This window comes from Duganella vulcania, assembly GCF_009857655.1.
Taxonomy (GTDB): Bacteria; Pseudomonadota; Gammaproteobacteria; order Burkholderiales; family Burkholderiaceae_D; genus Rugamonas; species Rugamonas vulcania.
Genome location: NZ_WWCX01000064.1, coordinates 1 through 23,215, shown reverse-complemented (window position 1 = coordinate 23,215; position 23,215 = coordinate 1). Strand labels below are relative to the sequence as shown.

Sequence of the window (23,215 nt, the reverse complement as noted above, 5' to 3'; positions counted from 1 at the left end):
TCTGGCCGATTTTATTAGAAGCGGAAGTGCGAGAACGCCTTGTTCGCTTCAGCCATACGGTGAACTTCGTCACGCTTCTTCATCGCACCGCCGCGGCCTTCAGCCGCTTCCATCAGCTCACCGCCGAGGCGTTGTGGCATGGATTTTTCGCTGCGCTTGTTGGCAGCTTCACGCAGCCAGCGCATGGACAGGGCCATACGACGCACTGGGCGCACTTCGACCGGCACCTGGTAGTTTGCACCACCGACGCGACGGGATTTGACTTCAACCAGTGGCTTGGCGTTGTTGATCGCGGTAGCGAACACTTCCAGCGGGTCTTTGCCCGACTTGGCGGCGATGTGCTCGAAGGCACCGTAGATGATGTTTTCTGCGACCGATTTTTTACCGGACAGCATCAGAACGTTCACGAACTTCGCGACATCCGTGTTGCCGAATTTTGGATCCGGCAGAATCTCGCGCTTGGGTACTTCACGACGACGTGGCATATCAATTCCTTTCAATCTTCAGTTGAGGTGCGCAGATATGGGATTCGCACTCTCGCGGAGGGCCATCATAGCCATCCACTTACTCGACCACTGCGGTCGATTACATTCACTTAGTTAGCTGCCACTGAGCGAAAACTTTTAATGCAGATTACTTCTTGGCTTGCTTGGCACGCTTGGTACCGTATTTCGAGCGAGCTTGCTTACGGTCTTTAACGCCCTGGGTATCCAGTGCACCGCGAACCATGTGGTAACGCACACCTGGCAAGTCTTTTACACGACCGCCGCGCAGCAGAACAACGCTGTGCTCTTGCAGGTTGTGGCCTTCACCGCCGATGTACGAAATCACTTCGAAACCGTTGGTCAGACGCACTTTGGCCACTTTACGCAGAGCCGAGTTAGGCTTCTTAGGAGTGGTGGTGTACACACGGGTGCAAACACCGCGCTTTTGCGGGCTGTTTTCCAGCGCCGGCGATTTGCTTTTCACGGTCAGGGCGACGCGTGGATTGCGAATCAGTTGATTGATGGTTGGCATCGTTATAAACCCAACAAAATTACAACATTAATAACCCGGACAGCTGTCCGGCGACTAAAACCTCGTCCCTATCTACGGACACAACGGAGGCGCGAATAGCCACTCGCATGGAGCGGCCTGAAACAGCGTATACGATGTGCAGAATAAATTGAGAACTCGCGAGTATAGACGTGGTTGGGACACCAGTCAATCTATTTCGCGGCGGAATGCGGCCTTGGCGGGTACGCAAACACTAGCTGAAAGGTCAAGAAACACTTGATAATAGCAGACTGTCTTTCATTATTCTTCCCTATGCGATCTTTGCTGCGCCCCGCCCCGCTGTTTGTGCTTATCAGCTACCTGCTGCTGTCGCTGGTGCCCTGCGTGCCGCTGCTGCTGGGGCGGCAGGTGCCGGAGCTGGGCCACATCCTGCTGGTCGAGCTGCTGACCTGGACCGCCGTGTGGGGCGTGCTGCAGCGCCCGGCCTGGTTCCACTGGCTGCTGATCCCGGCCTTCCTGGCGCTGCCGACCGAGATCTACCTGTTCATCTACTACGGCCAGGGCATCTCCACCCACCACCTGGGCATCATCGCCGAGACCAGCCCCAGGGAGGCGCTGGAATTCCTCGGCCGTAAAGTATGGCTGATGGGCGCGGTGATGCTGGCCGTGATCGCCTGGTGGATCGCGGTGCAGGTGGCCGCGCGCCGCAGCCCCACGCTGGCCTGGCGCGGCAAGACGCGCTGGATTGCGCTGCTGATATTGGCGGCCATCGCCGCGCTGTGGCTCTACGGCTGGGAATTCGGTGTGCGCGCCAAGCCGGCGCAGAAGGCCGCGTCCGTGCCGGCGTCCAAGCCGGCGAGCAGCAAGCCGGCCGGCTCGGCGCCCAGCCAGGTCGGCAGCACCGCCTCGGTCGGCGCCAGCGATGCCTCGGACACCGACGACGCATCCGACGAAGAAGAGGAAGACGCCGAGGAAGACAGCTCGCCCGAGCACGCTGCCATCGCCGGCGCCGGCCGCACCGGCTGGGCGCTGGCGCAGATGCCTTGGTGGGTGCGCTCGCCGCTGGGCTTCGACGACTTCGCCTCGTCGTGGCCGTTCGGCCTGACCGCGCGCGGCGTCGACTTCTATAAAGAACGCAAATACCTGGCCGACCTGGGCCGGCGCAGCAGCAGCTTCACCTTCAAGGCGCACCAGCCCGAGAAGAACGACACGCCGGAAATCGTCATCATGGTGATCGGCGAATCGTCGCGCTACGACCGCTGGGGCATCAACGGCTACCAGCGCGACACCACCCCGCTGCTCAAGCAGGAAGCCAACCTGGTCACGCTGCCGGACGTGATCACGGCGGTGTCGGCCACGCGGCTGTCGGTGCCGGTGATCATCTCGCGCAAGCCCGCCACGCAGAGCCTCAAGGACGGCTTCTCGGAAAAATCCTTCCTGACCGCCTATAAGGAAGCCGGCTTCAAGACCTGGTGGCTGTCCAACCAGATCTCGTTCGGCCAGTTCGACACGCCGGTGTCGGTGTTCGCCAAAGAGGCGGACGTGATCCAGTTCATGAACCTGGGCGGCTTCACCAACAACTCCAACTTCGACCAGATCCTGCTCGAGCCGCTGCAGCACGCCATCGCCGACCCGGCGCCGAAAAAGCTGATCGTGCTGCACACGCTGGGCAACCACTGGAACTACAGCCAGCGCTATCCGAAGTCGTTCGACAAGTGGCAGCCGTCGCTGTTCGGCGTCGACAAGCCGGTCTACACGGACACCAAGATCAAGCCGCAGCTCAACAACAGCTACGACAATTCCATCCTCTACACCGACTGGTTCCTGTCGCAGGTGATCCACCAACTGAAGGAAACGCAGCAATTGAGCTCGATGGTCTACGTGGCCGACCACGGCCAGACGCTGTACGACAACAGCTGCAACCTCGCCTTCCACGGCCACAACACGCAGTTCGAATTCCACGTGCCGGCGATGGTGTGGTACTCGGACGAATACAAGACGCGCTATCCGGAGAAGGTGAAGCAGCTGGTGCGCCACCGCAAGGCGCGGCTGGCGACGGAGAACATCTTCCACACACTGCTGGACCTGGGCGACATCCAGTACGACGACGAGCGGCTGGAATGGAGCTTCATCAACAAGCAGTTCAAGCAGCACAAGCGCTACGTCGACAGCTACGGCTGGAGCAACTACGACAACGCCAGCTTCAAGGGCGACTGCCGCGAGGTGATCGACAAGGGCAAGCCACTGAAGCAGGAGAAGTGATGGGTATTTGCATCGCCGCCGCGCAATCGCCGTCCATCGCCGGCGACATCGACGCCAACGTCCGCATCCACTTGCGCTTCATCGAAGCCGCGCAGGCGCAAGGCGTGGAGCTGCTGCTGTTTCCGGAACTGTCGCTGTGCGGCTATGAGCTGCCGCTGCTGCGCGACTGCCTGCTGACGCCGGACGACGCGCGCCTGGCGCCGCTGCGCAACGCCGCCATGGCGACCGGCATGCGCATCATCGCCGGCACCCCGCTGACCGCCGACAGCGACGCCCTGCCCTGCATCGCCGCGATCACCTTCCTGCCCGACGGCACGGCCACCGTCTACCGCAAGCAGTATCTGCATCCAGGCGAAGAACTGTATGCGCGGCCTGGGGCGATGGGCGCGCATTGCCAGGAGCTGGGTGGGCAACGCTACGCCCAGGCGATCTGCGCCGACGCCACGCACTATCAGCATGCGGCGGATGCGGCGGCGGCCGGCGCTTCGATCTATCTGGCGGGAGTGCTGATTTCCGAAGCGGGTTACGCGAACGACGCAACCAAGCTGCAGCGCTACGCCAGCGACTTCGGCATGGGCGTGCTGATGGCGAATCATGCCGCGCCGTCGGGCGGTTACGCGGCGGCGGGCCGCAGCGCCTGGTGGCAAGCGGGCGGGCTGTTGAGGGCCGAAGTGCCCACGCCCGGCAACGCCCTGCTCATTGTCGGGCGGGACGGCAACGCGCGCGTGCTACCCGTTTAGAGCGCCGATCCAACAGCAAACTCCTGCTATCCATGCCGTCATGATCCAACGTCAGCCAAAGACCTCGACCACGTTTCCTTGAGGGTCCTTGATCAGCGTCTTCTCCACCCGCCATTGCAACGCTTGCAGTGGCGCACTCTTATAGACGCCTTCCTTTGCCTCAAGCGACGCCGCCAGCGACAGGGCGGTTGCCGCCGTGATATGCAGTGTCAGCGCTTGATCGCCGAGGACAACGCCGTCCTGTTCAGCAGGAAGGAATTCGAGTCGCCAATCGGGACCGATCATCAGCAAGGGACGCTCGAAAGGCAAGCGCAACGGAAGCAACCGGATTAACTCGCCGGCCTGTCGCGCGCCGATGGTAATTTCAGTGACCGCCTTCAGCAAAAGCCTCTTCTTCACGACTACTGCCAGCACGTCGGTGTAAAAATATCCGCTCGAAGAGCCGTCGGCGTTGGTCCCCTGCTCCACCTGCGCCAACACGGCGGGATTGTCCAGCAAAGACTGGCGCTCCAGATCGGTCACCCACAGTGGCATGTGCGGCAAAAACACGTCCAGGAGCTTTCTGGTCTGCCACCGCTTCGCGGCCAGTTCCTCATCCGCCGTCAGGCCAACCACCTGCAGGAACGTCACCCGGCCGTTCTCCGTGTCGATGGCCGGCAACTCAGGATCGCACACAAAACCCATCGAGCAAATCAACGTGGGCCGCGCCAGCGAGATGGGACCGTTCGCGGTCATCCAATGGCCGTCCTCAAACACGTTGCCAGTTTTAAAAACGTAGCGCGCAATATTTTGCAAGAAATTGATGGCCCAGGAAGGGGGCTCGGTCTCATCGGCGTCAATGGCCAGGCGAAAGGTCAGCTCGAAGCCGTAGCCGCTGATGGCTGGGTCCTCGCTCTCTTTGGCGTACAGCTCCGAAAAGCCATAGGTGACAAAGTGCCAGTGCGGTACCGGCTCAACGCGCCGCCAGGCGCTGACGCCATCCAGCGGGTCGGGGCCGCCAAGTCCGTACGACAGCAAGGTGCCGTAATGTTTCGGCTCCTGGCCAGGGTAAATCCGCTCCAGGCAATGGGTGATTGCATCCCAGCCGGGCGATTGGTCATCATCTGAGTTGTCTATATTCATTCGACAATATTACTATCATTTCAAGCAGCGCAAGCGCTACGTCGACAGCTTAAACGACACCCCGCCCAGCGATGCCGTGCTTCCACCTGGCAGCGGGCGATGTCGATACGCTCGATCAGATAATCGGCCACCGCGCCACTATCGATCACCGTCCCACCGGCGTAGATGCGCCCGGCCTCGTCAAGCGATAGTGCCGGCCAGGGCCTGCCTCCAGGCAGGATCGCCACAGTGACGGCAGGCTGCGCATGGATCACAATCTGATATTGGTCCTCGCTGACATTGGTCGCACCGAGGCGGTAGTCAAAAGCACTCACACCGGCCTGTGCGGAATGCGCCAGGACTAAGCCAGCCACCAACATGCCCGGAAGTTTCATCGGCACTCCTATGGCGTATTTAACGACGACACCACCAGCACCGACAAGCCGAGATTGGCATTGCCCACCTCACCAGATACGTTGGCCGTCCATCCAGGATTGGCCAGTCCGCACACCAGCGAGACGGCGGGATGGGCCTTCTGCCAGTTGGACTGCGGCTGCGTGACCGCCAGCTGCACATCGCGCATCAACATGAATGCCAACGGGATTTCATAGCGCTCGACCATCACTTGCAATGGTTCTGCGGCCGTTTGGCGCAAGCGGCGGCGGATCGCGTCGGGATTGCCGCAGTGCTGCAGCACCGCCTGGTCGAACGCTGGCGAGTCGAGCTCCGTCAACGAAAATTGCGGCAGGGCGCGGTATCGCACCTCGACCACCGCAGACGCATGCGGCGCAACGGCGGCGCTCCATGAATAGGCCACGTAGCCCTGCCATTGATCGAAGCGCAGTCCCAGTACCGTGGGCAGCCTGGCCAGCTTCCTGGCGTCGGCCTGAAGGTCGGGCAACGGCGCCAGGCCGGCTTGGGCCAGCTCACGGGTGATGTCGCGCCCCATGAAGTAGCCGCGCCGGTAGACGGCCGGCTTCATCGCGCGGCCATTGAAACTGGCGCCGACATCGGAGAAGGACTTGTCCAGGTGCTCCTCGCCCTCGCCAAGCACCGTGAATTGCGGCGTGCTGGCGTACCAGCCGATTTGCGCGGCGCGCGCCTCGCCGTTGCGCAGCGTGGCCAGGACGGATACGTCCCGGCCAACGAGCTTGACGGCGATCCGTTCGACGACGGCCTTGCCGGCTTCCAGTCCCAGTTTCAACGGCACCGCGTTTTCATCCTCATACGCGGCGGCGTTCGCGCCCACGACCAGGGCGGCAAGCAATGCCGGCCGTGCCAGGACGGGGAATTTCATCGCTCAGGTCAGCGCAGCGCCAACTGGCTGCCGGCGCGGCGCGCGGCAGGCGCCAAGCCCTCGTTGATCTTGAACACGCTGACGGTCTGCTGCAATTGGCCGGCCTGGTCCTGCAGCGACTGGGTCGCGGCGGCCGCCTCCTCCACCAGGGCGGCGTTCTGCTGCGTCACCTGGTCCATCTGGGCAACCGCCTGGTTGACCTGGTCGATGCCCTCGCTCTGCTCGCGGCTGGCGGTGGCGATTTCGCCGACGATCTGCGTCACCTGGTGGACGTTGCCCACCAGCGTGGTCATGGTGTTGCCGGCCTGCTCCACCAGCGTGGTGCCGAGCTGGATCTTCTGCACCGAATCGTCGATCAGTACCTTGATCTCCTTGGCGGCGGAGGCCGAGCGCTGCGCCAGGTTGCGCACCTCGGTGGCGACCACCGCGAAGCCGCGGCCCTGCTCGCCCGCACGGGCCGCCTCGACCGCCGCGTTCAGCGCCAGGATATTGGTCTGGAAGGCGATGCCGTCGATCACGCCGGTGATGTCGACAATCTTGCGCGAAGCGTCGTTGATGGCGTTCATGGTGGAGACCACCTGCTGCATCACCTCGCCGCCCTGGGCCGCCGTGTTGGAGGCGCCCTCCACCAGCGAGCGCGCGTGCTGCGCGTTCTCGGAGTTCTGCTTGACGGTGCTGGTCAGCTCCTCGATCGAGGCGGCGGTTTCCTCCAGCGAGCTCGCCTGCGTCTCGGTGCGCGCGGACAGTTCCATATTGCCGGCCGCCAGTTCCTGCGAGCCGGAATTGATCACCGCCGCGCCATTGCGCACGCGCGACACGGTCGACAGCAGGTCGCCCTGCATCCGCTGGATGGCCTTGAGCAGGCGCTGGATCTCGTTGTCGCCCGAGGCCTCGATGGTGGCCGTCAGGTCGCCGCTGGCCACGCGGTCGAGCTGCTCGACGGCGCCCTCCAGCGGCAGCAGCACGGTCGAGCGCAGCATCAGGTGAGTGGCGGCCACCACGCCCAGCGCGAGCAGCAAGCCCAGCGCCACCAGCCACATGACGATGCCGTATTCGCTGGCGCGCTTCTCGGTCAGGGCCGTGACCTGCTCATCGCCGAGCTTCTGGAATTTCTCCAGCGCCGCCGAGAAGGCCGCGCCCACCGGCGTCAGTTCCTTGGAGTTGATGGCCGAGTAGGCCGCCGTATCGTCCTTGACCAGCGCGTCGGACGCGCGGTCCAGCACCGCCGACAGCTTGCGGCCTGAGTCCAGCAAGTCCTTCTTCAACTGCGCATCCTGGCCGGAGAAGGCCGGCGCCTTGTCGAACTTGTCGAGGAAGTCCAGCGTGCGCTGGTAGGACTTCTTGGCGCTGCCCAGCGCGGAATCGCGCTCGGCCTTGTTGTCGCTTTCCTTCAGCGCGGAATAGCCGCGCGTCAGGGCCGAGCGGGTGCGCGTGGTGTCCTTGTAGGCATCGTTGATGGTGATGATCTGCGAGGAGATCGCATGCACCTCCGCGATCGACTGGTTAGACTGATGCAGCGCGAAAATGCCAAGACCGGCACCAGCGAGCAACATCGCAGTAAACAACACCAGCACGCCCAACAAGCTTGCCCGCACAGTGACCTTATTCATCCCGCCTCCAAAGTTTAGCATTTCCAATAAGAAACACTATATCAAATTTTAAGGTTCTCTGATCCGGGAGCGCGCCGGCCTCAGGCCGGTTTATGCACCATCAGCCAATAAACCACCAGCAAACCGGCGAAGGCGGGGAACCCAAGCGCGGTCCAGATTTTTTCGTAGCGCCAGTAGCAGGCCGGCAGCGTCTCGCCGCTTTGCGCCGCGTGAACCGCCATGTCGCGCATCCGCAGTTGCAGCCAGACCACCGGCAGCCAGCAGGCGCCGGCCAGCACATACAGCGCGATTGACCACACGATCCACGCCGCGGTGAACGGGAAGCCCGCCAGGTGGACCATCCACAGTCCGGACAAGGGCTGGATGATGACCGCCGGCGTGGTGAACCACCAGTCGGCCCTGGCGACCAGCCGCGTCACCACCGCCATCGCCTGCACGTTGCCGCTGCGGTTGACGAAGAACATGTAGAACGCCGTGCCGAAGCCGGTGCCGAACATCAGGGTGGCCGACAGGATGTGCAGCCATTTGATCGCGAGGTAGTCCATTATTTGCTCACTCTCCACATCAACAACATCAACGCCAGCAAGGGCAGGTTCTTGCTCAGCGGTCCAAAGGGGTGCAGCCAGAACTCCGGCAGGCAAACGCTCATGATGACGGTGTAGCCGCCGGCCAGCGCCAGCTGCGCCGCCCACAGCCAGCGGCGCGGCCGCAGCAACAGCAGCGCGCCCACGGCGGCGTCCATGACGCTGGCCGCCAGCAGCATCGGCTCCTGCAAGCCGACCGGCACTCCGCAGGCCGCCAGCCACGCCATGCTTTGCGCATGCGGCCAGCCGAACCACGAAACCCAGGCGGTGACCAGCCAAAGCAGCGCGACCGCCATCGTGATCAGCGGCGCCGCCCAACTCCAGACGGCGCCGATGCGCTGCGCTGGCCGCGCGAAACGCGCCGGATCGCGCAGCGGGCGGCCCAGCATCGCCGCGACGGGAGCTGCGTTGGCCGTGTTGCCGCCGTCGGCGCTTTGCTCCAGCATTCGCAGCGATTCCGGCGTCAGCGCGCTCGATGGCATCCATGCCGCCACGCGCGCAGCCATCCGCGCCAGCGGCATCGGCACGTCCAGCACCAGCGAGGGCGCCGCTTGCATGCCGCCGCGCAGTGCACCGAGGTAGCCGGCCAGCGTGGTCGCGCGCGGGCCAACCGCAGCCAGCTCGCGCGGCGTATCGTCGCCTGCCATCGCCAGCCGGGCGATCAACGCCGCCAGGTCGTCGACGTGGATCGGCTGCACCTTGGCCTTGTGCGCCATCGGCAGCATCAGCACCGGCAAGGTCGCCAGCGCGCGAAACAGGACACTGCTGGCGCCCTCCTCGCCGTACACCAGCGAGGGCCGGACAATGGTGGCGCTGAGCGTGCGCGCCAGCAGATCGGCATCCGCCTCGCCTTTGCTGCGCCAATAGGCGGTGACCGCGTCCGAACGGCTGCCGAGCGCGGACAGCTGCACCACGCGCCGCACGCCGAGGCGCTCGCAGGCGCCGAACAGGGCGACCGGGGCGGCGTGGTGCAGCAGGTCGAAATCGCCAGCTTGTTCTTCGCGGAGGATGCCGACGCAATTGACCACCGCATCCACGCCGGCCAACAGCGGCAGCCAGTCGTCTTCGCTGGTCATGCGGGCGAAGTCGATTTCGATCCAGCCATCGGGATGCTCATCTTGCGGGCGGTGGCGGCTGGCGCCCGCCGTCGTGCAGCCGGCGGCGCGCAAGGCTTGCAGCGCATGGCTGCCGACCAGGCCTGTCGCGCCAAGTACCAGTGCTTTCATGTCGTTCTCCAATCAGGCCAGGCTGCGCAACGCGCCTTCCAGTTGCGGATGCCGGAACGCGTAACCGCTGGCCAGCAGCCGCGCGGGCGCGATGCGCTGGCCTTCCAGCAGCAGGTCGGACTGCTCGCCCAACATCAACCGCATCGGCCAGCCCGGTGTGGGGAAGCCATATGGCCGATGCAGCACGCCCGCCGCCACGCGATTGAATTGCGCTTGCGTGAGGCTCTCCGGCGCCGTGAAATTGAACGCGCCCGCCTCGCCCGAGCGGCACAGGTGGGCGATGCCGCCGATCACATCGTCCACATGGATCCACGACAGCCATTGCGTGCCGCCGCCCAGCGGACCGCCCAGTCCCAGCTTGATGGGCAACAGCATCATCGGCAGCGCGCCCTGCGTGCCCAGCACCAGCCCGAAGCGCGTGCAGGCCACGCGCACGCCGTGGGCCGCCGCGCCTTGCGCCGCCTGCTCCCATTCGCGGCACAGGTCGGACATGAACATGGGCTGCGGGCCGTCGTCCTCGGTCAGCACGGTGTCGTCGCCGCGCCGCTGCGTGCCGTAGTAGCCGATCGCGGAGGCCGATATCAACTGCGCCGGCTTGTGTTCCGCCGCGGCGATCCAGGCCACCAGATTGTTCGTCAGCGCGACGCGGCTGGCGCGCAGCGCGGCGCGGCGGGCGGCGGTCCAGCGCCAGCCGAGGATGCGCGCGCCGGCCAGGTTGATCACGACGTCGATGCGGCGCGACGCCGGCAATTGCGCCATGCTGTCCACGCAATCGACGCGGCCGTCGAACAGCCACGCGGCTTGCCGCACCTGGCGGGTCAGCACCGTCACGCGATGGCCGTCGCGCAGCAGGGCGCGCACCAGACGCTGGCCGATAAAGCCGGTGGCGCCGGTCACCAGGAAGCTGCGCTCAGGCGCGCCGAAACCCGGCTCCTGCGCGGCGCCGTCGCGCAGCGCCAGCTGGCCGATGGCCCTTGCGGCAAACGCGTCGCGCACGCCGGACAGGGCGACGCCCACGCCGCACACCGCCAGGAACACGCTCAACGCGCCTTGCGGCTGCCAGGCCAGCGCGGTCGGCAAGGCCCACCACGCCGGCGTGTTCAGCGCCAGCAGCGCGATGAAGGCGCCGCCGTTCATCGCCAGCACGGTGTGGGTCACGCGCTCGGTGGCGGGCAGCAGGCGGGTGCGGTCCTCCACCACGAAGTCCCACAGGGTCAGCACGATCTCGATCGAGAACACGGCCAGCAGCACCAGCGCCCATGCGCCGTGGAAGGCCCAGCCGGCAAGGCCGATGAACAAGGCGCTGTAGATCAGTGCGCGCACCGCGTGGATGCTCAACTCGCGCCGGGCGGTGGCGCGGCCGGGCAGCGCCTCGGTCAGCTCGTGGTGGTACAGGGTGTCGAACGCGCCAAGGCAGCCTTGGGCGGCCATCAGCTGCAACGCTATCAGATGGGTATTCATGCTGTGACCTCGCGAAATATGCCTGCTTGTGTGAACGTGGTGCCGAACAGCGCGTGCCGGATCTCGATGCGGATGTCGAACTGGTTGGCGTGGTTGTTGCGGTGGCAGAGGAAGGTCTTGCCCGGCGTGAGCACGCCCGGCAGCGGTATGCGCACGCCCAGCACCTCCCAGAAATAGCCGTCGCTTTCGAAGTGCAGGTTGCCATCACGGACGTCCAGCAGCAGCTTCATGCCTAGCCCCATGCCGACATATTCGAGCACCTCGCCCTTGCTGCTCTCGGCCATGAAGGAGGTGAACATGACCGGCTTGCGGCCGTTGAGGCGGTAGATGCGCTGCTTGAAGATCGAGGCGCAATTGGGCTTGGAATAGACCTGGATGTCGACCGGGAAGTCGGCGTCGTTGTAGGGCATCAGCGCGCCCTGGATCAGCGGCATGGTCAGGTAACCCAGCAGCCGCCCGATGCGCGAGCACGTCAGCTCGGACAGGCTGCCGCTGTAGTTGAGCGGCTTGCCAGGCAGCGGATTCTTGTCGAAGCGTGCCTGGATATCCGGATGCAGCCGGCGCCATTCCGGCCCCAGGATTTTCTTGAACAGCTCACCTTCGGAAGGGATATTCATGGCGCCGCCCTGTCTTTTGTTTCTGTCAAAACAGAAATATCACGTCAAAAAAAGCCCCGGAAGGCCGTACGGTTCACTCTCCGCCCAGCAGCCGCGCGACCTTGCCGCCCATCTTCAGGAAGCGCTGCATGGTGGCGGGTGGCAGGTGTTTGTAGTCGCCGTAGGTGGCGGTCAGCATTTCGAGGAAGTCCAGCACCTGGTCCATCTTGACCTTGGTGGCCTGCTCCAGCGCCGGATCGTTTTCCGCCTCGGCCGCGCATTCGCGCAGCACGGCCAGCGTCGGGTCGATCTCGCGCTTCTTGCGCTCCTCGACGATGACGCGGAAGATTTCCCACACGTCCTGCAGGGCGACGAAGTGGTCGCGGCGGTCGCCGGCCACGTGGCTGATGCGCACCAGCCCCCAGCCCTGCAGCTCCTTCAGGCTGTTGCTGACGTTGGAGCGCGCCACGCCCAGCGTATCGGCGATCTCCTCGGCCGGCAGCGGGCGGTTGGACAGGAACAGCAGCGCGTGGATCTGCGCCACCGTGCGGTTGACGCCCCAGCGCGTGCCCATCTCCCCCCAGTGCAGGATGTATTTCTGGATGGTCGGCGCGAGCGTCATGGCATTTCCTTTATTTCTGTCGTTACAGAAATAATAGAACCATGCCGTGCGAAAGTCAAAGGCTACTTCGTATGCCCTCGCAGTCGGCCGGATGCGCCATGTAGTCGCTGAGCCAGTCGTAGACGCGGTTGGCCTTGGCCGAGATGGCGGCGTCGAAACCGCGCGCGGCCAGCAGGGCGATGCCGTTGGTCTCGCGCAGCACGCCCGGCGCCACCCGCAGGCCGTCACCCACGCGGCTGACGCACCACGGCGTCAGGCGCTCCTCCAGCAACGGCGCCAGCACCAGGTTGTGCGAGGACACGATCACCGTGCCCTGCTGCGACAACGTGTGCAGCACCGCCGCCGCCGCCGAGATCGATTCCAGGTGGTTGGTGCCGCGGAAGATCTCGTCGATGATGAACACCGCCGGCGCGCGTTCGGCCAGCGCCAGCAGCTCGTGCGCCCGGCGCAGCTCGGCGATGTACAGGCTCTCGCCGCCTTCGAGCGCGTCCTCGCTCTGCATGCTGGAGTAGACCGGCAGCAGCGGCGTCACGGCTTGCTCCGCATAGCAGAAACCGAAGGCGCGGGCGACAATCAGGTTCAGGCCGACCGTGCGCAGCAGCGTGCTCTTGCCGATGCCGTTCTGCCCGGAGATAAAGGCGCCCTGCCCCGCCAGCGCGAACGACAGCGGCTCGGCCCGCGCCAGCAGTGGATGCACGACCTGCTCCAGCGAGAGCTCGCCACCCTGTTGCGCCCAGCAGTGGCGCGGCGTCTGCGCCAGGTGCCGCGCCAGCGCCAGGTCGGCCTCCAGCGCCGCCACGCGACGGAAGCTGGCGCGCAACAAGTCGAGATGGGTGCGCACCGCGTCGCGGCTGGCGAAGTAGTGGCGCACATTCATCTGCCACAGCCAGTCGCGGTACTCGCGCACGCCGGGCAGCTCGCCGGCCGCCGACTGGCTGAGCCGGGAATTGAGCTTGCCGGCCTGCGCGGCGTCGTCGCGCAAATCGGCCGTCAGCGGATCGTCCAGTGCCGCCAGCAGGCTGTGGCTGCGCAGCAGCTGCTGCAGCGTGGCGCGGACGCGGTCCCATTCCTCGATCGCTTCGTGGTGGAGCACCTGCACCGCCATCAACGCCATCCACAACAGCACCACCACGCCCCATAGCGCCACCACGCCGGTGACCAGCGCCAGCACCACCGACAACAGCAGCGCCGGTGGCAGCCACGGCAGCAGCTTGATCCAGCGCGGCGACGGCGGCAGCGGCGCGCCGAACAGGGTCTCGCTGACCTCGCGGTCGGCGCGGCGCAGGCCGGTGCAGGCCGCGTGCAGGCGTTGCCGTTGTCCGGCATCCTGCGCCAGTGTCCGCACCCGGACGGCGGACGCGGCCACGGCACCGCCGTCCGCGTGCAGACGCCGGTGCAGCTCCTGCTGGCCGAAGATGCTGGTCTCGCGCGCCAGCAGCGCGCTGTATTGCGGCAGCAGCATGTCGTCCCAGGTCTGCGCGTCCAGCACGCTGTCGTGGGCGTGGGCGGTGCGCCGGTACAGCGCGATGTCGCTGGCGGCAAAGGGGTAGTCGGCGACCGGCGCTTCGGCGGGCAGCAGGATGCGGGACAAGCGGTCGAACAAGCTCATGCGGAACTCGGGTGGTGGCGATACCGCCCCACATGGTCATGCTTGCCGTTTTATCAAGCACAGCCGGACAGGCGGACGACCGGACAGGCGGGCGGACAGCGGACGCAGCCTTCTATCCTCAATTAAATCAAACACTTAGCCACTGGCACGGTTTCTGCATAACGTTGCCTGTCTCTAAACACTTACTCGATCATGATACGCGACACCTCCAATCAAGACGCCGTCATCGCCGCCCCCAAAGGGCAAGCCACCAAGCGCCGCCTGCTGATCGCGCTCGGCGCCGTGGCCGTCTCGGCGGCGGCCTATTCCGTGGTCCACACGTGGCGCGGCAGCGACCATTCGGTCAATATGTCGCGCCTGCGCATCGCCGAGGTGGGCCGCGGCACGCTGATCCGCGACGCAGCCGTCAACGGCCGCATCGTCGCCGCCATCAGCCCGACGCTGTACTCGGCCTCGCCGGCCACGGTGACGCTGAAGGCGGCCGCCGGCGACACGGTCAAGAAGGGAGACATCCTGGCGGTGCTGGAATCGCCCGACCTGACCGACGCGCTCAAGCGCGAGCAGTCCAGCTACCTGCAACTCGAGGCCGAGGTGGCGCGCCAGCAGATCCTGGCGCGCAAACAAAAGCTGCTGGCCCGGCGCGACGCCGACACCGCCGAGATCGAGCGCCTGTCCGCGCTGCGCACGCTGGAGCGCTACAACGCCGTCTCCAACGAGGGCATCATCGCCAAGATCGAGTACCAGAAGGCCAAGGACGCGCTGAACTCGGCCGAGATCCGCGCCAAGCACGCCGGCCAGGCGGCCGAGCTGGAAAGCGACAACGTGGCGCTGGAACTGAAGACCAAGATCAATGAGCTGGACCGCCAGCGCCTGTCGCTGGCCAACGCCCAGCGCCGCGTCGACGAGCTGACCGTGCGCGCGCCGGTGGACGGCTTCATCGGCACGCTGTCGGTGGCCAACCGCAGCGTGGTGCCGGCCAACGCGCCGCTGATGACCCTGGTCGACCTGTCGCGCCTGGAGGTCGAGCTGGAAGTGCCGGAGACCTATGTGTCCGACATCGGCCTGGGCATGAACGCCGAGGTCAACTTCGGCACCGGCACCGCCAACGCCAAGCTGTCGGCGCTGTCGCCGGAGGTGGTCAAGAACCAGGTGCTGGCGCGGGTGCGCTTCACCGCCGCCCAGCCGGCCGGCCTGCGCCAGAACCAGCGCGTGACCGCGCGCCTGCTGATCGACGAGAAGCCCAACACGCTGATGCTGCAGCGCGGCCCGTTCGTGGAATCCGAGGGCGGCCGCTTCGCCTACGTGGTGCGCGACGGCATCGCCATCCGCACACCGATCAAGATGGGCGCCACCAGCGTCTCCGCGGTGGAGATCCTCGGCGGTTTGAAACAGGGCGACAAGGTCGTCATCTCCGGTACCGAAACCTTTGAGAACGCCGAGCGCGTCTCGATCAACCCATAACTTTTGAAAGAGGCCCTCCATGCTGCGCATGCAAAACCTGAGCAAAGTCTATCGTACCCACATGATCGAAACCCACGCGCTGCGCGGCTTCGAAATCAACGTCAAGCAGGGCGAGTTCGTCACCGTGACCGGGCCTTCCGGCTCCGGCAAGACCAGCTTCCTCAACATCGCCGGCCTGCTGGAGGAGTTCACCGACGGCGAGTACATCCTCGACGGCATCAACGTCAAGGGCATGGACGACAACGCCCGCTCGCGCCTGCGCAACGAGAAGCTGGGCTTCATCTTCCAGGGCTTCAACCTGATTCCCGACCTGTCGCTGTTCGACAATGTCGACGTGCCGCTGCGCTACCGCGGCTTCAACGCGGCCGAGCGCAAGGAGCGCATCGAGGACGCGCTGTCGAAAGTCGGACTGGCCTCGCGCATGAAGCACTATCCGGCCGAGCTGTCGGGCGGCCAGCAGCAGCGCGTGGCGATCGCGCGCGCGCTGGCCGGTTCGCCCAAGCTGCTGCTGGCCGACGAACCGACCGGCAACCTGGATACGCAAATGGCGCGCGGCGTGATGGAGCTGCTGGAGGAGATCAACGCCCAGGGCACGACCATCCTGATGGTGACCCACGATCCCGAGCTGGCGGTGCGCTCGCAGCGCAACGTCCACATCATCGACGGCCAGGTGTCGGACCTGGTGCGCAAGTCGCCGACGCTGTTCGATGCCAACGCCAACGCCAACTCGCACGCCGACGGCAAGTCCCATGTCGCATAAGGAGCGCCACATGTTCCAATACTACTTCCTGCTGGGCCTGCGCAGCCTGCGCCGCAACCCGGCCCTGACCGCGCTGATGGTGCTGACGCTGGCCGTCGGCGTGGCCGCCAGCGTGGCCACGCTAACCATCCTACACGTGATGTCGGGCGACCCGATCCCGCACAAGAGCGACCGCCTGTTCGTGCCGCTGGTCGACAACGGCCCGATCGAGGGCTACAAGCCCGGCGACCAGCCGAACGACAACCAGCTCAGCTACCGCGACGCCACCAATTTCCTCAACAGCAAAGCAGGCGAGCGCCGCACCGCCATCTTCGGCATCGCCCAGCCGATCGAGCCGGCGCGCAAGGACATCGGGGCCTTCACCGTGCAGGGCCTGGCGCTGACCGCCGACTTCTTCAACATGGTCGACACGCCCTTCCTGCATGGCCAGGGCTGGAGCCCGGCCGACGACAAGGCCGGCGCGGACGTCACGGTCCTGAGCCGCAAGCTGTCCAAGAAGCTGTACGGCGACGCCGATCCGGTCGGCCAGCGCATGACGCTGGGCGGCTTGCAGTACCAGATCGTCGGCGTGCTCGATACCTGGAACATGGTGCCGCGCTTCCATCACATCATCGGCAACGACGACGGCGCCTTCGACGACGAAGACGAACTGTACATCCCGTTCGCCACCGCCATTCGCCACGAGCTGCAGCGCAACGGCAGCACCAGTTGCACCGACGACGTCCAGCCCGGCTTCCAGGCCTTCATCGATTCGGAATGCACCTGGATCCAGTTCTGGTTCGAGACCCGCAGCGCCGCCGACCGCGCCGAGCTGCAAAGCTACCTTGACAGCTATGCCATCGAGCAGCGCAAGCTGGGGCGCCTCAAGCGCGCCGCCGCCAACAAGCTGTACGACGTGCGCGAATGGCTGGACCATCTGAAGGTGGTCGGCAACGACAGCAGGCTGTCGGCCTGGCTGGCGTTCGGCTTCCTGCTGCTGTGCCTGGTCAACACCATCGGCCTGCTGCTGGCCAAGTTCTCGGTGCGTGCCGCAGAGGTCGGCATCCGCCGCGCGCTGGGCGCCTCGCGCCGCGAGATCTTCCAGCAGTTCCTGATCGAGACCACCGTGGTCGGCCTGGTCGGCGGCGCGCTGGGCCTGCTGCTGGCCTTTGGCGCGCTGGCGCTGATCGCCATGCAGTCCAAGGCGCTGACGGTGGTCGCGCACATGGACTGGATCATGCTGCTGACCACCTTCGCGATGGCCGTGGCCTCGGCCGTGCTGGCCGGCCTGCTGCCGACCTGGCGCGCCTGCCAGGTGACGCCGGCCCTGCAACTCAAATCCCAATAACGAGGCATCGATCATGGAAATCCGCCCCATCCTTTCCGCGCTGTTGCGCAACAAGACCGGCCCGGTGCTGGTGGCCGTACAGGTCGCGCTGAGCCTGGCGATCCTGGCCAACGCCCTGCACATCGTGCAGGTGCGGCAAGCCGTGTCGGCCCGCGAAAGCGGCCTGGCCAACGAGCAGGACGTGTTCGCATTGCAGATCCGTCCGCTGCAGCGCGGCGGCCACGAGGAACAGCTGGCCTTCCAGGCCCGCCAGGCCGCCACGCTGCGCGCCGTGCCGGGCGTGCTGTCGGTGGCCAGCACCTCGCAGATGCCGTTGTCGCGCTCGGGCAACTACACCGGCCTGTCGGTCAACCGCTCGCAGGTCAATTCCACCGCGCAGGCCAGCACCTACCGCACCGGCGATTCGCTGGTCAAGACCTGGGGCCTGCGGATCGTCGAGGGCCGCGATTTCCTGCCGGGCGACGTGCTGGAGATCGACGGCACCACCAGCAACGAGTTCACCAAGGTGGCCATCATCAGCCGCAAGCTGGGCGAGAAGATGTGGCCGGGCAGCGCCAGTCTGGTCGGCAAGACCGTCTACTTCGGCACCGGCGAAACGGCGCGCGAAGTGCGCGTGATCGGCGTGATCGACAAGCTGCAGACGCCCGGCGCGCAGATCGCCGACACCGGCGAGTACACCATCATGCTGCCGGTGCGTGTGACCGGCAACAAGACCGAGAACTACACGCTGCGCGCGGAACCCGGGCAGCTGGACCGCGTCGTGAAGGAGGCCGAGGCGGCGGTGCGCGCCGCCTCGCCGACGCCGGTGATCGTGCGCATCAAGACCATGAACGACATGCGCACCGCACGCTACCGCGCCGACCGCGCGCTGGCGTGGATGCTGGTGACGGTCAGCGTGCTGCTGCTGTTGATCACCGCCAGCGGCATCGTCGGCATGGCCAGCCTGTGGGTCACGCAGCGGCGCAAGCAGATCGGCGTGCGCCGCGCGCTGGGGGCGCGCCGGGTCGACATCCTGCGCTACTTCGTCACCGAGAACTTCATGATCACCAGCGTCGGCGTGGCGGCCGGCGTGGTGCTGGCGCTGGGCCTGAACCAGCTGCTGGTGAGCCAGCTGGAAATGGCGCGCCTGCCGGCCGGCTACCTGATCGCCGGCGCCGCCGTGTTCTGGGCGCTGGGCGTGATCGCGGTGTACGGCCCGGCCTGGCGCGCGGCGTCGATCTCGCCGGCCACCGCCACCCGCAGCGCCTGACGATGTTGGCCGTACCGGGCATGCCGCGACAATGTTATGCTTACGGCATGCCTACCGTATTGATCATCGACGACAACGCCGCCGTCGCCATCGCGCTTGAAGTGCTGTTCTCGCTGCACGACATCAACGCGCTGCGCGCCGCCTCCCCCGAAGCCGGCCTGGCGCTGCTGGAACAGCACAGCGTCGACCTGGTGCTGCAGGACATGAACTTCTCCGCCGACACCACTTCCGGCGAGGAAGGCACGGCGCTGTTCCGCGCCATCCGCGCGCGCCATCCCGAGCTGCCGGTGATCCTGCTGACCGCCTGGACCCACCTGGACGCGGCGGTCGAGCTGGTCAAGGCCGGCGCGGCCGACTACCTGGCCAAGCCGTGGGACGACCACCGCCTGATCGCCACGGTCCACAACCTGATCGAGCTGGGCCAGGCCAAGCGCGCGCTGCAGCAGCGCCTGCAGACCGAGCTGCGCCAGCGGCGCGAGCTCGAACACGGCTACGACCTGCGCGGCATGGTGTGGCAGGACCCGGCCACCGAGCGCGTGGTGCACCTGGCCTGCCAGGTGGCGCGCGCCGACGTGCCGGTACTGATCTCCGGCCCGAACGGCACCGGCAAGGAACGCATCGCCGAGATCATCCAGGCCAACTCCGCCGTGCGCGACGGCCCCTTCGTGGTGTTGAATTGCGGCGCCCTGCCGGCCGAGCTGATCGAGGCCGAACTGTTCGGCGCCGACGCCGGCGCCTACACCGGCGCCTCCAAGGCGCGCGAAGGCAAGTTCGAGGCGGCCGACGGCGGCACCCTGTTCCTTGACGAGATCGGCAACCTGCCGCTGGCCGGGCAGATGAAACTGCTGCGGGTGCTGGAGACCGGCCGCTTCGAGCGGCTCGGCTCCAACCGCGAGCGCCAGGTCAAGGTGCGCGTGGTCAGCGCCACCAACGCCGACCTGCAGGCCATGATACGGGCCGGCAGCTTCCGCGAGGACCTGTTCTACCGCCTCAACGTGATCGAGCTGCGGCTGCCGCCGCTGGCCGGGCGCCCGGCCGACATCCTGCCGCTGGCGCGCCACTTCCTGGGCGCCGGCAAGGACCTGCACCCGTCCGCGCAGCAGGCGCTGCTGGCCCACCCGTGGCCGGGCAATGTGCGCGAGCTGAAGAACGTGATGGCGCGCGCCGGCCTGCTGGACGGCCGCAGCGCCGTCACGCACTGGATGGACGCGGCGCCGCTGCAGGCCCAGTATCCGGCGCTGCGGGTGCTGGACGACGCGATCTACGTCAAGGACGGCCCGTTCTACACCTCGGCCGGCATCGCGGCCGGCATGGACCTGGCGCTGAGCCTGGTCGAGGAGGACCAGGGGCGCGGCGCGGCGCTGGACACGGCCAAGCGGCTGGTGGTGTTTTTCAAGCGTCCCGGCGGCCAGCGCCAGTTCAGCTCGGAGCTGCTGGCGCAGGCCGCCCCGCAGGGCCTGCACGGCCGGCTGACCGAATGGCTGCGTCCGCGCCTGCGGCGCCACATCGATGTCGAGCAGATGGCGGCCGCGTTCGCGCTGTCGGTGCGCACGCTGCACCGGCGCCTGCGGCAGGAGGCGGGCGTGTCGCCGGCCCAGCTGCTGCTGCGGCTGCGCATGGAGGCGGCGTGCGGGCTGCTGGAGCGGCCCGGCATGAGCGTCAAGCGCGCGGCCAGCCAGAGCGGCTTCGGCAGCGAGTACAATCTGCGGCGCGCGTTTGCCGCCCAGCTGGGCGTGGTGCCCAGCGACTACCAGGCGCGCTTCGGCTGAACCGGATGAACGGACTACATAAATGATGCGGGAATTCGAGAAGTGGGTGGCGCGGGTGCTGCTGCTCAACAGCGCGCTGGCGCTGGGCGTGAGCCTGGGCCTGCTCGGCGAGCGCCAGCCGGCCGACGCGCTGCCGGTGCTGTACAGCGCGGCCATGCTGGGCTTCCTGTCGGCGGTGCTGTCGCTCAAGCGCTGGCAGGCCGGCCTGTGGGGCGGCTTGCTGTACTACGCGCTGCAGCTGGTGGCGGTGTACCCGCTGGCCGGCGGCTGGCAGTTCGCGGTCAAGGCCGGCGTCAGCATCGGCCTGGTGCTGCGCTTCCACGGCGCGGTGGTGGTGCTCAATATGGTAGCGCTGGCGCTGCTGGCGGCCACCGCCGCCGTGCTGGCCTGGCGGCGGCGCGCGCCGCCGCCCTGAGTCCCCGCCTACGGCTTGCGGAAACGCAGGATGAACTGGTCGGTGTGGGCGCGGATGCCGGTCTCGAACACCTGCGCGCCGCGGTCGTCCTTGGGATTGCGCAGCGCCGGCGATTCGCCGTCCAGCACGAAGCCGGCCGCCAGCACTTCCTTCCTGACCAGCGCCTCGTCGATGCGGTGCAGCCTGGCCATGCCGGCCTCGTCCAGGCCCGGCTGGGCCGCGTGGTCCAGCACAATATAGTGGCCGCCCGGCTTGAGGGCGTCGAACACCGCCTTGTTCAGCTCGGCCGTGGCGGCCGCGCCGCCCCAGATGCGGATGTCGTGGTAGTTCTGCGAGGTCCACACCAGGTCGGCCTTGACCGGCACGTTGAGCGAGGCGGCGGCGACCGTCTCGTGCACGTTGCCGCGGCCCGGCTCGGCCGACACCGGCGGCGGCAGCGGCTTGCCCTTGAGCTTGTCCACCCATACCTGCGGCGTGGCCGCGTACACGGTCCCCTGCGGCCCGACCGCCGCGCTGAACAGGCGGGTGTAGTGGGGGAGCGCCGATTATGCACCGGTCACGCGCTTGTCACACACCCGATGCAAAATATCCTTGTGGATACATTTCTCTCACGCAAATAGCGTCTTGCTATCCCGATCCGATAACTGTCTTATTGATTAAACATGGCGGAACGACAGGTTGCGGGGCCGCGACAGCGCTTAAAAAAATTCTTTTGAGAAATTAAGTAAGATATAATGCTCTATTGAAACTCCGCCGCCAGCGCGGCCGGAGCGCGACGTGAAGTGTTGCCGGAAAAAAGTTTACTTAATGAAAGTCAAAATTCCGTCGTTATGTACAGTACCAGCCGGTTTTTCCCGGTAGCACTAAAAAAGATGTAAAAAATAGCAACATATTCCATGACAGGGCTCGAACGCGGGCGTCCGCCTAGCGGTCGGGTTGCTTTCTGAGCTGACAGCGCAGTACCTCCAGGAGAATTTAGAATGAGTTTCGCGACCACTTTTACCACTGCGCAGCTTGCCAGTCTCAGTACTTCCCAGATCATCACGCTGGCGACTGCCGACATCGCGGCGTTCAGTTCTGACCAGCTGGCCGCGTTCACGACTTCGCAGATTCCCGCCTTTACCACTGCCCAGCTCGCAGGCGGCATCACCACCACCCAGGCCGCGTTCCTGACCACGCAGCAGATCGGCGCGCTGAGCTCGACCCAGGTCGGCGCCCTGCAGAGCGCCAGCTTTGCCGTGCTGTCGACCAACGACATCGCCGCATTGTCGACCGCCGCGATCGGCGGCATCAGCGCCGGCCAGATCAAGGCCCTGACCACCAATCAAGTGGTGGCGCTGTCGAGCAACCAGGCCGCGCAACTGACCTCGGCGCAGATCGCCGCGCTGACCACCAACGCCATCGGCGCGCTGGAAACCGGCGACCTGGCCGCCATCAAGACTTCCTCGATCGCCCTGCTGAGCACGGCCCAGGTGGCCGCGCTGAGCACCGGCCAGATCACCTCGCTGGCGACCGGCGCGATCGCCGCGCTGGGCACCGCCGCCATCGCCGCGCTGAGCACCAACCAGGCCGTGGCGCTGACCTCGAACCAGATCGCCAGCCTGAGCACCGCGCAAGTGGCCGCGCTGACGGCCAACAGCGTCGGCGCGATCGAGACCGCCGACCTGGCCGGCCTGTCGACCGGCGACATCGCCGCGCTGCGCACCAGCCAGCTGGCCGGCCTGACCACCGACCAGGTGGGCGCGCTGTCGACCAACCAGTTCGCCGCGCTGAGCTCGGCCCAAGTGGGCGCCCTGAGCACCAACCAGATCGTCGCCCTGACCACCGGCCAGGCCAGCGTGCTGACCGCCGCCCAGGCCGCCGGCCTGTCGACCAACGGCGTGGCCGCGCTGTCGACCAACGACTTCGCCGCGCTGTCGACCAACGCGATTGCCGCGCTGAGCGCCAACCAGGTCAAGGCCCTGACTACCAACCAGATCGTCGCGCTGACCACCAATGAAGCGGCCGCGCTGGGCACCGCGCAAGTGGCCGCGCTGTCGACCAACGACATCGCCGCGCTGGAAACGGCCGACCTGTCGGCCATCAAGGTGGCCGCCATCGCCATCCTGAGCACCGCGCAAGTGAGCGCGC

21 protein-coding genes and 1 pseudogene are annotated in these 23,215 nt (G+C 66.2%); 9 read left to right on the top strand and 13 right to left on the bottom strand.

Annotation, left to right across the window (positions count from 1 at the left end):
• Positions 1–14: 14 nt before the first annotated feature.
• Together rpsG and rpsL are read right to left on the bottom strand one after the other, a co-directional pair.
• Positions 15–485: a 30S ribosomal protein S7 gene (gene rpsG / locus GTP90_RS25260; RefSeq protein WP_008444271.1), complete on the bottom strand. Its 471-nt coding sequence runs from the start codon at positions 483–485 to the stop codon at positions 15–17.
• Between the two features lie 148 nt (positions 486–633).
• Positions 634–1,017, bottom strand: a complete 384-nt coding sequence (gene rpsL, locus GTP90_RS25255; RefSeq protein WP_008444270.1) for a 30S ribosomal protein S12 — start codon at positions 1,015–1,017, stop codon at positions 634–636.
• 291 nt (positions 1,018–1,308) lie between these two features.
• Here rpsL and GTP90_RS25250 point away from each other — a divergent pair, with 291 nt between their 5' ends.
• Positions 1,309–3,258: a phosphoethanolamine transferase gene (locus tag GTP90_RS25250; protein WP_161086122.1), complete on the top strand. Its 1,950-nt coding sequence runs from the start codon at positions 1,309–1,311 to the stop codon at positions 3,256–3,258.
• Positions 3,258–3,998, top strand: coding sequence for a carbon-nitrogen hydrolase family protein (locus GTP90_RS25245; protein ID WP_175048227.1), 741 nt, complete (start codon positions 3,258–3,260; stop codon positions 3,996–3,998). The genes GTP90_RS25250 and GTP90_RS25245 overlap by 1 nt, the downstream gene beginning before the upstream one ends.
• Before the next feature lie 51 nt (positions 3,999–4,049).
• Here the strand turns inward: GTP90_RS25245 and GTP90_RS25240 are convergent, their stop codons facing one another.
• From GTP90_RS25240 to GTP90_RS37460, 10 genes are all read right to left on the bottom strand, one after another.
• Positions 4,050–5,120, bottom strand: a complete 1,071-nt coding sequence (locus tag GTP90_RS25240; RefSeq protein ID WP_161086121.1) for a suppressor of fused domain protein — start codon at positions 5,118–5,120, stop codon at positions 4,050–4,052.
• Between the two features lie 20 nt (positions 5,121–5,140).
• On the bottom strand, positions 5,141–5,494 hold the full coding sequence (locus GTP90_RS25235; protein ID WP_161086120.1) for a hypothetical protein: 354 nt from the start codon (positions 5,492–5,494) through the stop codon (positions 5,141–5,143).
• An 8-nt stretch (positions 5,495–5,502) separates the two neighbouring features.
• Positions 5,503–6,396, bottom strand: a complete 894-nt coding sequence (locus GTP90_RS25230) for a hypothetical protein (RefSeq protein WP_161086119.1) — start codon at positions 6,394–6,396, stop codon at positions 5,503–5,505.
• Between the two features lie 8 nt (positions 6,397–6,404).
• The gene (locus GTP90_RS25225) at positions 6,405–8,006 is read right to left on the bottom strand and encodes a methyl-accepting chemotaxis protein (RefSeq protein ID WP_161086118.1); all 1,602 of its coding nucleotides are present in this window, start codon (positions 8,004–8,006) and stop codon (positions 6,405–6,407) included.
• A gap of 80 nt (positions 8,007–8,086) precedes the next feature.
• A complete protein-coding gene (locus GTP90_RS25220) occupies positions 8,087–8,551 on the bottom strand; it encodes a DUF2269 family protein (RefSeq protein ID WP_161086117.1) in 465 nt (154 codons plus the stop codon).
• A complete protein-coding gene (locus GTP90_RS25215; RefSeq protein WP_161086116.1) occupies positions 8,551–9,816 on the bottom strand; it encodes an NAD(P)H-binding protein in 1,266 nt (421 codons plus the stop codon). The genes GTP90_RS25220 and GTP90_RS25215 overlap by 1 nt, the downstream gene beginning before the upstream one ends.
• A gap of 12 nt (positions 9,817–9,828) precedes the next feature.
• Positions 9,829–11,277, bottom strand: coding sequence for a TIGR01777 family oxidoreductase (locus GTP90_RS25210; protein WP_161086115.1), 1,449 nt, complete (start codon positions 11,275–11,277; stop codon positions 9,829–9,831).
• Positions 11,274–11,894, bottom strand: coding sequence for a DUF4166 domain-containing protein (locus tag GTP90_RS25205; RefSeq protein WP_161086114.1), 621 nt, complete (start codon positions 11,892–11,894; stop codon positions 11,274–11,276). The genes GTP90_RS25210 and GTP90_RS25205 overlap by 4 nt, the downstream gene beginning before the upstream one ends.
• 73 nt (positions 11,895–11,967) lie before the next feature.
• Positions 11,968–12,495 (bottom strand): GbsR/MarR family transcriptional regulator, encoded by a 528-nt coding sequence (locus GTP90_RS25200; protein WP_161086113.1) that lies wholly within the window; start codon positions 12,493–12,495, stop codon positions 11,968–11,970.
• 55 nt (positions 12,496–12,550) lie between these two features.
• On the bottom strand, positions 12,551–14,104 hold the full coding sequence (locus GTP90_RS37460) for a MutS-related protein (RefSeq protein WP_161086112.1): 1,554 nt from the start codon (positions 14,102–14,104) through the stop codon (positions 12,551–12,553).
• 192 nt (positions 14,105–14,296) lie between these two features.
• Between GTP90_RS37460 and GTP90_RS25190 the strand changes: the two genes are divergently transcribed.
• From GTP90_RS25190 to GTP90_RS25165, 6 genes are read left to right on the top strand one after another with little or no spacing between them, the layout of a single operon-like run.
• Positions 14,297–15,565: an efflux RND transporter periplasmic adaptor subunit gene (locus tag GTP90_RS25190; RefSeq protein WP_161086111.1), complete on the top strand. Its 1,269-nt coding sequence runs from the start codon at positions 14,297–14,299 to the stop codon at positions 15,563–15,565.
• A gap of 19 nt (positions 15,566–15,584) precedes the next feature.
• Entirely contained in the window at positions 15,585–16,325 is a 741-nt protein-coding gene (locus GTP90_RS25185) for an ABC transporter ATP-binding protein (RefSeq protein ID WP_161086110.1), read from the top strand.
• Between the two features lie 10 nt (positions 16,326–16,335).
• Positions 16,336–17,652 (top strand): ABC transporter permease, encoded by a 1,317-nt coding sequence (locus GTP90_RS25180; RefSeq protein ID WP_161086109.1) that lies wholly within the window; start codon positions 16,336–16,338, stop codon positions 17,650–17,652.
• A 13-nt stretch (positions 17,653–17,665) separates the two neighbouring features.
• Positions 17,666–18,901 carry an ABC transporter permease gene (locus tag GTP90_RS25175; RefSeq protein WP_161086108.1) on the top strand — a complete coding sequence of 412 codons (1,236 nt, stop codon included), beginning with the start codon at positions 17,666–17,668 and terminating at the stop codon, positions 18,899–18,901.
• A gap of 47 nt (positions 18,902–18,948) precedes the next feature.
• Entirely contained in the window at positions 18,949–20,670 is a 1,722-nt protein-coding gene (locus GTP90_RS25170) for a sigma 54-interacting transcriptional regulator (RefSeq protein ID WP_161086107.1), read from the top strand.
• A gap of 22 nt (positions 20,671–20,692) precedes the next feature.
• A complete protein-coding gene (locus tag GTP90_RS25165) occupies positions 20,693–21,085 on the top strand; it encodes a hypothetical protein (protein WP_161086106.1) in 393 nt (130 codons plus the stop codon).
• A gap of 8 nt (positions 21,086–21,093) precedes the next feature.
• On the opposite strand, the gene GTP90_RS25160 is transcribed toward GTP90_RS25165, so the two are convergent.
• A complete protein-coding gene (locus tag GTP90_RS25160; protein WP_161086105.1) occupies positions 21,094–21,573 on the bottom strand; it encodes a class I SAM-dependent methyltransferase in 480 nt (159 codons plus the stop codon).
• A gap of 492 nt (positions 21,574–22,065) precedes the next feature.
• Between GTP90_RS25160 and GTP90_RS25155 the strand changes: the two are divergent.
• A pseudogene (locus tag GTP90_RS25155) lies at positions 22,066–23,215 on the top strand (heme utilization protein); the annotation flags it as partial.

Excerpts from the sequence above, each read along its gene's own strand:
- rpsG (WP_008444271.1), bottom strand. The coding sequence starts at position 485 with ATGCCACGTCGTCGTGAAGTACCCAAGCGCGAGATTCTGCCGGATCCA.
- rpsL (WP_008444270.1), bottom strand. The coding sequence starts at position 1,017 with ATGCCAACCATCAATCAACTGATTCGCAATCCACGCGTCGCCCTGACC.
- GTP90_RS25250 (WP_161086122.1), top strand. The coding sequence starts at position 1,309 with ATGCGATCTTTGCTGCGCCCCGCCCCGCTGTTTGTGCTTATCAGCTAC.
- GTP90_RS25245 (WP_175048227.1), top strand. The coding sequence starts at position 3,258 with ATGGGTATTTGCATCGCCGCCGCGCAATCGCCGTCCATCGCCGGCGAC.
- GTP90_RS25240 (WP_161086121.1), bottom strand. The coding sequence starts at position 5,120 with ATGAATATAGACAACTCAGATGATGACCAATCGCCCGGCTGGGATGCA.
- GTP90_RS25235 (WP_161086120.1), bottom strand. The coding sequence starts at position 5,494 with ATGAAACTTCCGGGCATGTTGGTGGCTGGCTTAGTCCTGGCGCATTCC.
- GTP90_RS25230 (WP_161086119.1), bottom strand. The coding sequence starts at position 6,396 with ATGAAATTCCCCGTCCTGGCACGGCCGGCATTGCTTGCCGCCCTGGTC.
- GTP90_RS25225 (WP_161086118.1), bottom strand. The coding sequence starts at position 8,006 with ATGAATAAGGTCACTGTGCGGGCAAGCTTGTTGGGCGTGCTGGTGTTG.
- GTP90_RS25220 (WP_161086117.1), bottom strand. The coding sequence starts at position 8,551 with ATGGACTACCTCGCGATCAAATGGCTGCACATCCTGTCGGCCACCCTG.
- GTP90_RS25215 (WP_161086116.1), bottom strand. The coding sequence starts at position 9,816 with ATGAAAGCACTGGTACTTGGCGCGACAGGCCTGGTCGGCAGCCATGCG.
- GTP90_RS25210 (WP_161086115.1), bottom strand. The coding sequence starts at position 11,277 with ATGAATACCCATCTGATAGCGTTGCAGCTGATGGCCGCCCAAGGCTGC.
- GTP90_RS25205 (WP_161086114.1), bottom strand. The coding sequence starts at position 11,894 with ATGAATATCCCTTCCGAAGGTGAGCTGTTCAAGAAAATCCTGGGGCCG.
- GTP90_RS25200 (WP_161086113.1), bottom strand. The coding sequence starts at position 12,495 with ATGACGCTCGCGCCGACCATCCAGAAATACATCCTGCACTGGGGGGAG.
- GTP90_RS37460 (WP_161086112.1), bottom strand. The coding sequence starts at position 14,104 with ATGAGCTTGTTCGACCGCTTGTCCCGCATCCTGCTGCCCGCCGAAGCG.
- GTP90_RS25190 (WP_161086111.1), top strand. The coding sequence starts at position 14,297 with ATGATACGCGACACCTCCAATCAAGACGCCGTCATCGCCGCCCCCAAA.
- GTP90_RS25185 (WP_161086110.1), top strand. The coding sequence starts at position 15,585 with ATGCTGCGCATGCAAAACCTGAGCAAAGTCTATCGTACCCACATGATC.
- GTP90_RS25180 (WP_161086109.1), top strand. The coding sequence starts at position 16,336 with ATGTTCCAATACTACTTCCTGCTGGGCCTGCGCAGCCTGCGCCGCAAC.
- GTP90_RS25175 (WP_161086108.1), top strand. The coding sequence starts at position 17,666 with ATGGAAATCCGCCCCATCCTTTCCGCGCTGTTGCGCAACAAGACCGGC.
- GTP90_RS25170 (WP_161086107.1), top strand. The coding sequence starts at position 18,949 with ATGCCTACCGTATTGATCATCGACGACAACGCCGCCGTCGCCATCGCG.
- GTP90_RS25165 (WP_161086106.1), top strand. The coding sequence starts at position 20,693 with ATGATGCGGGAATTCGAGAAGTGGGTGGCGCGGGTGCTGCTGCTCAAC.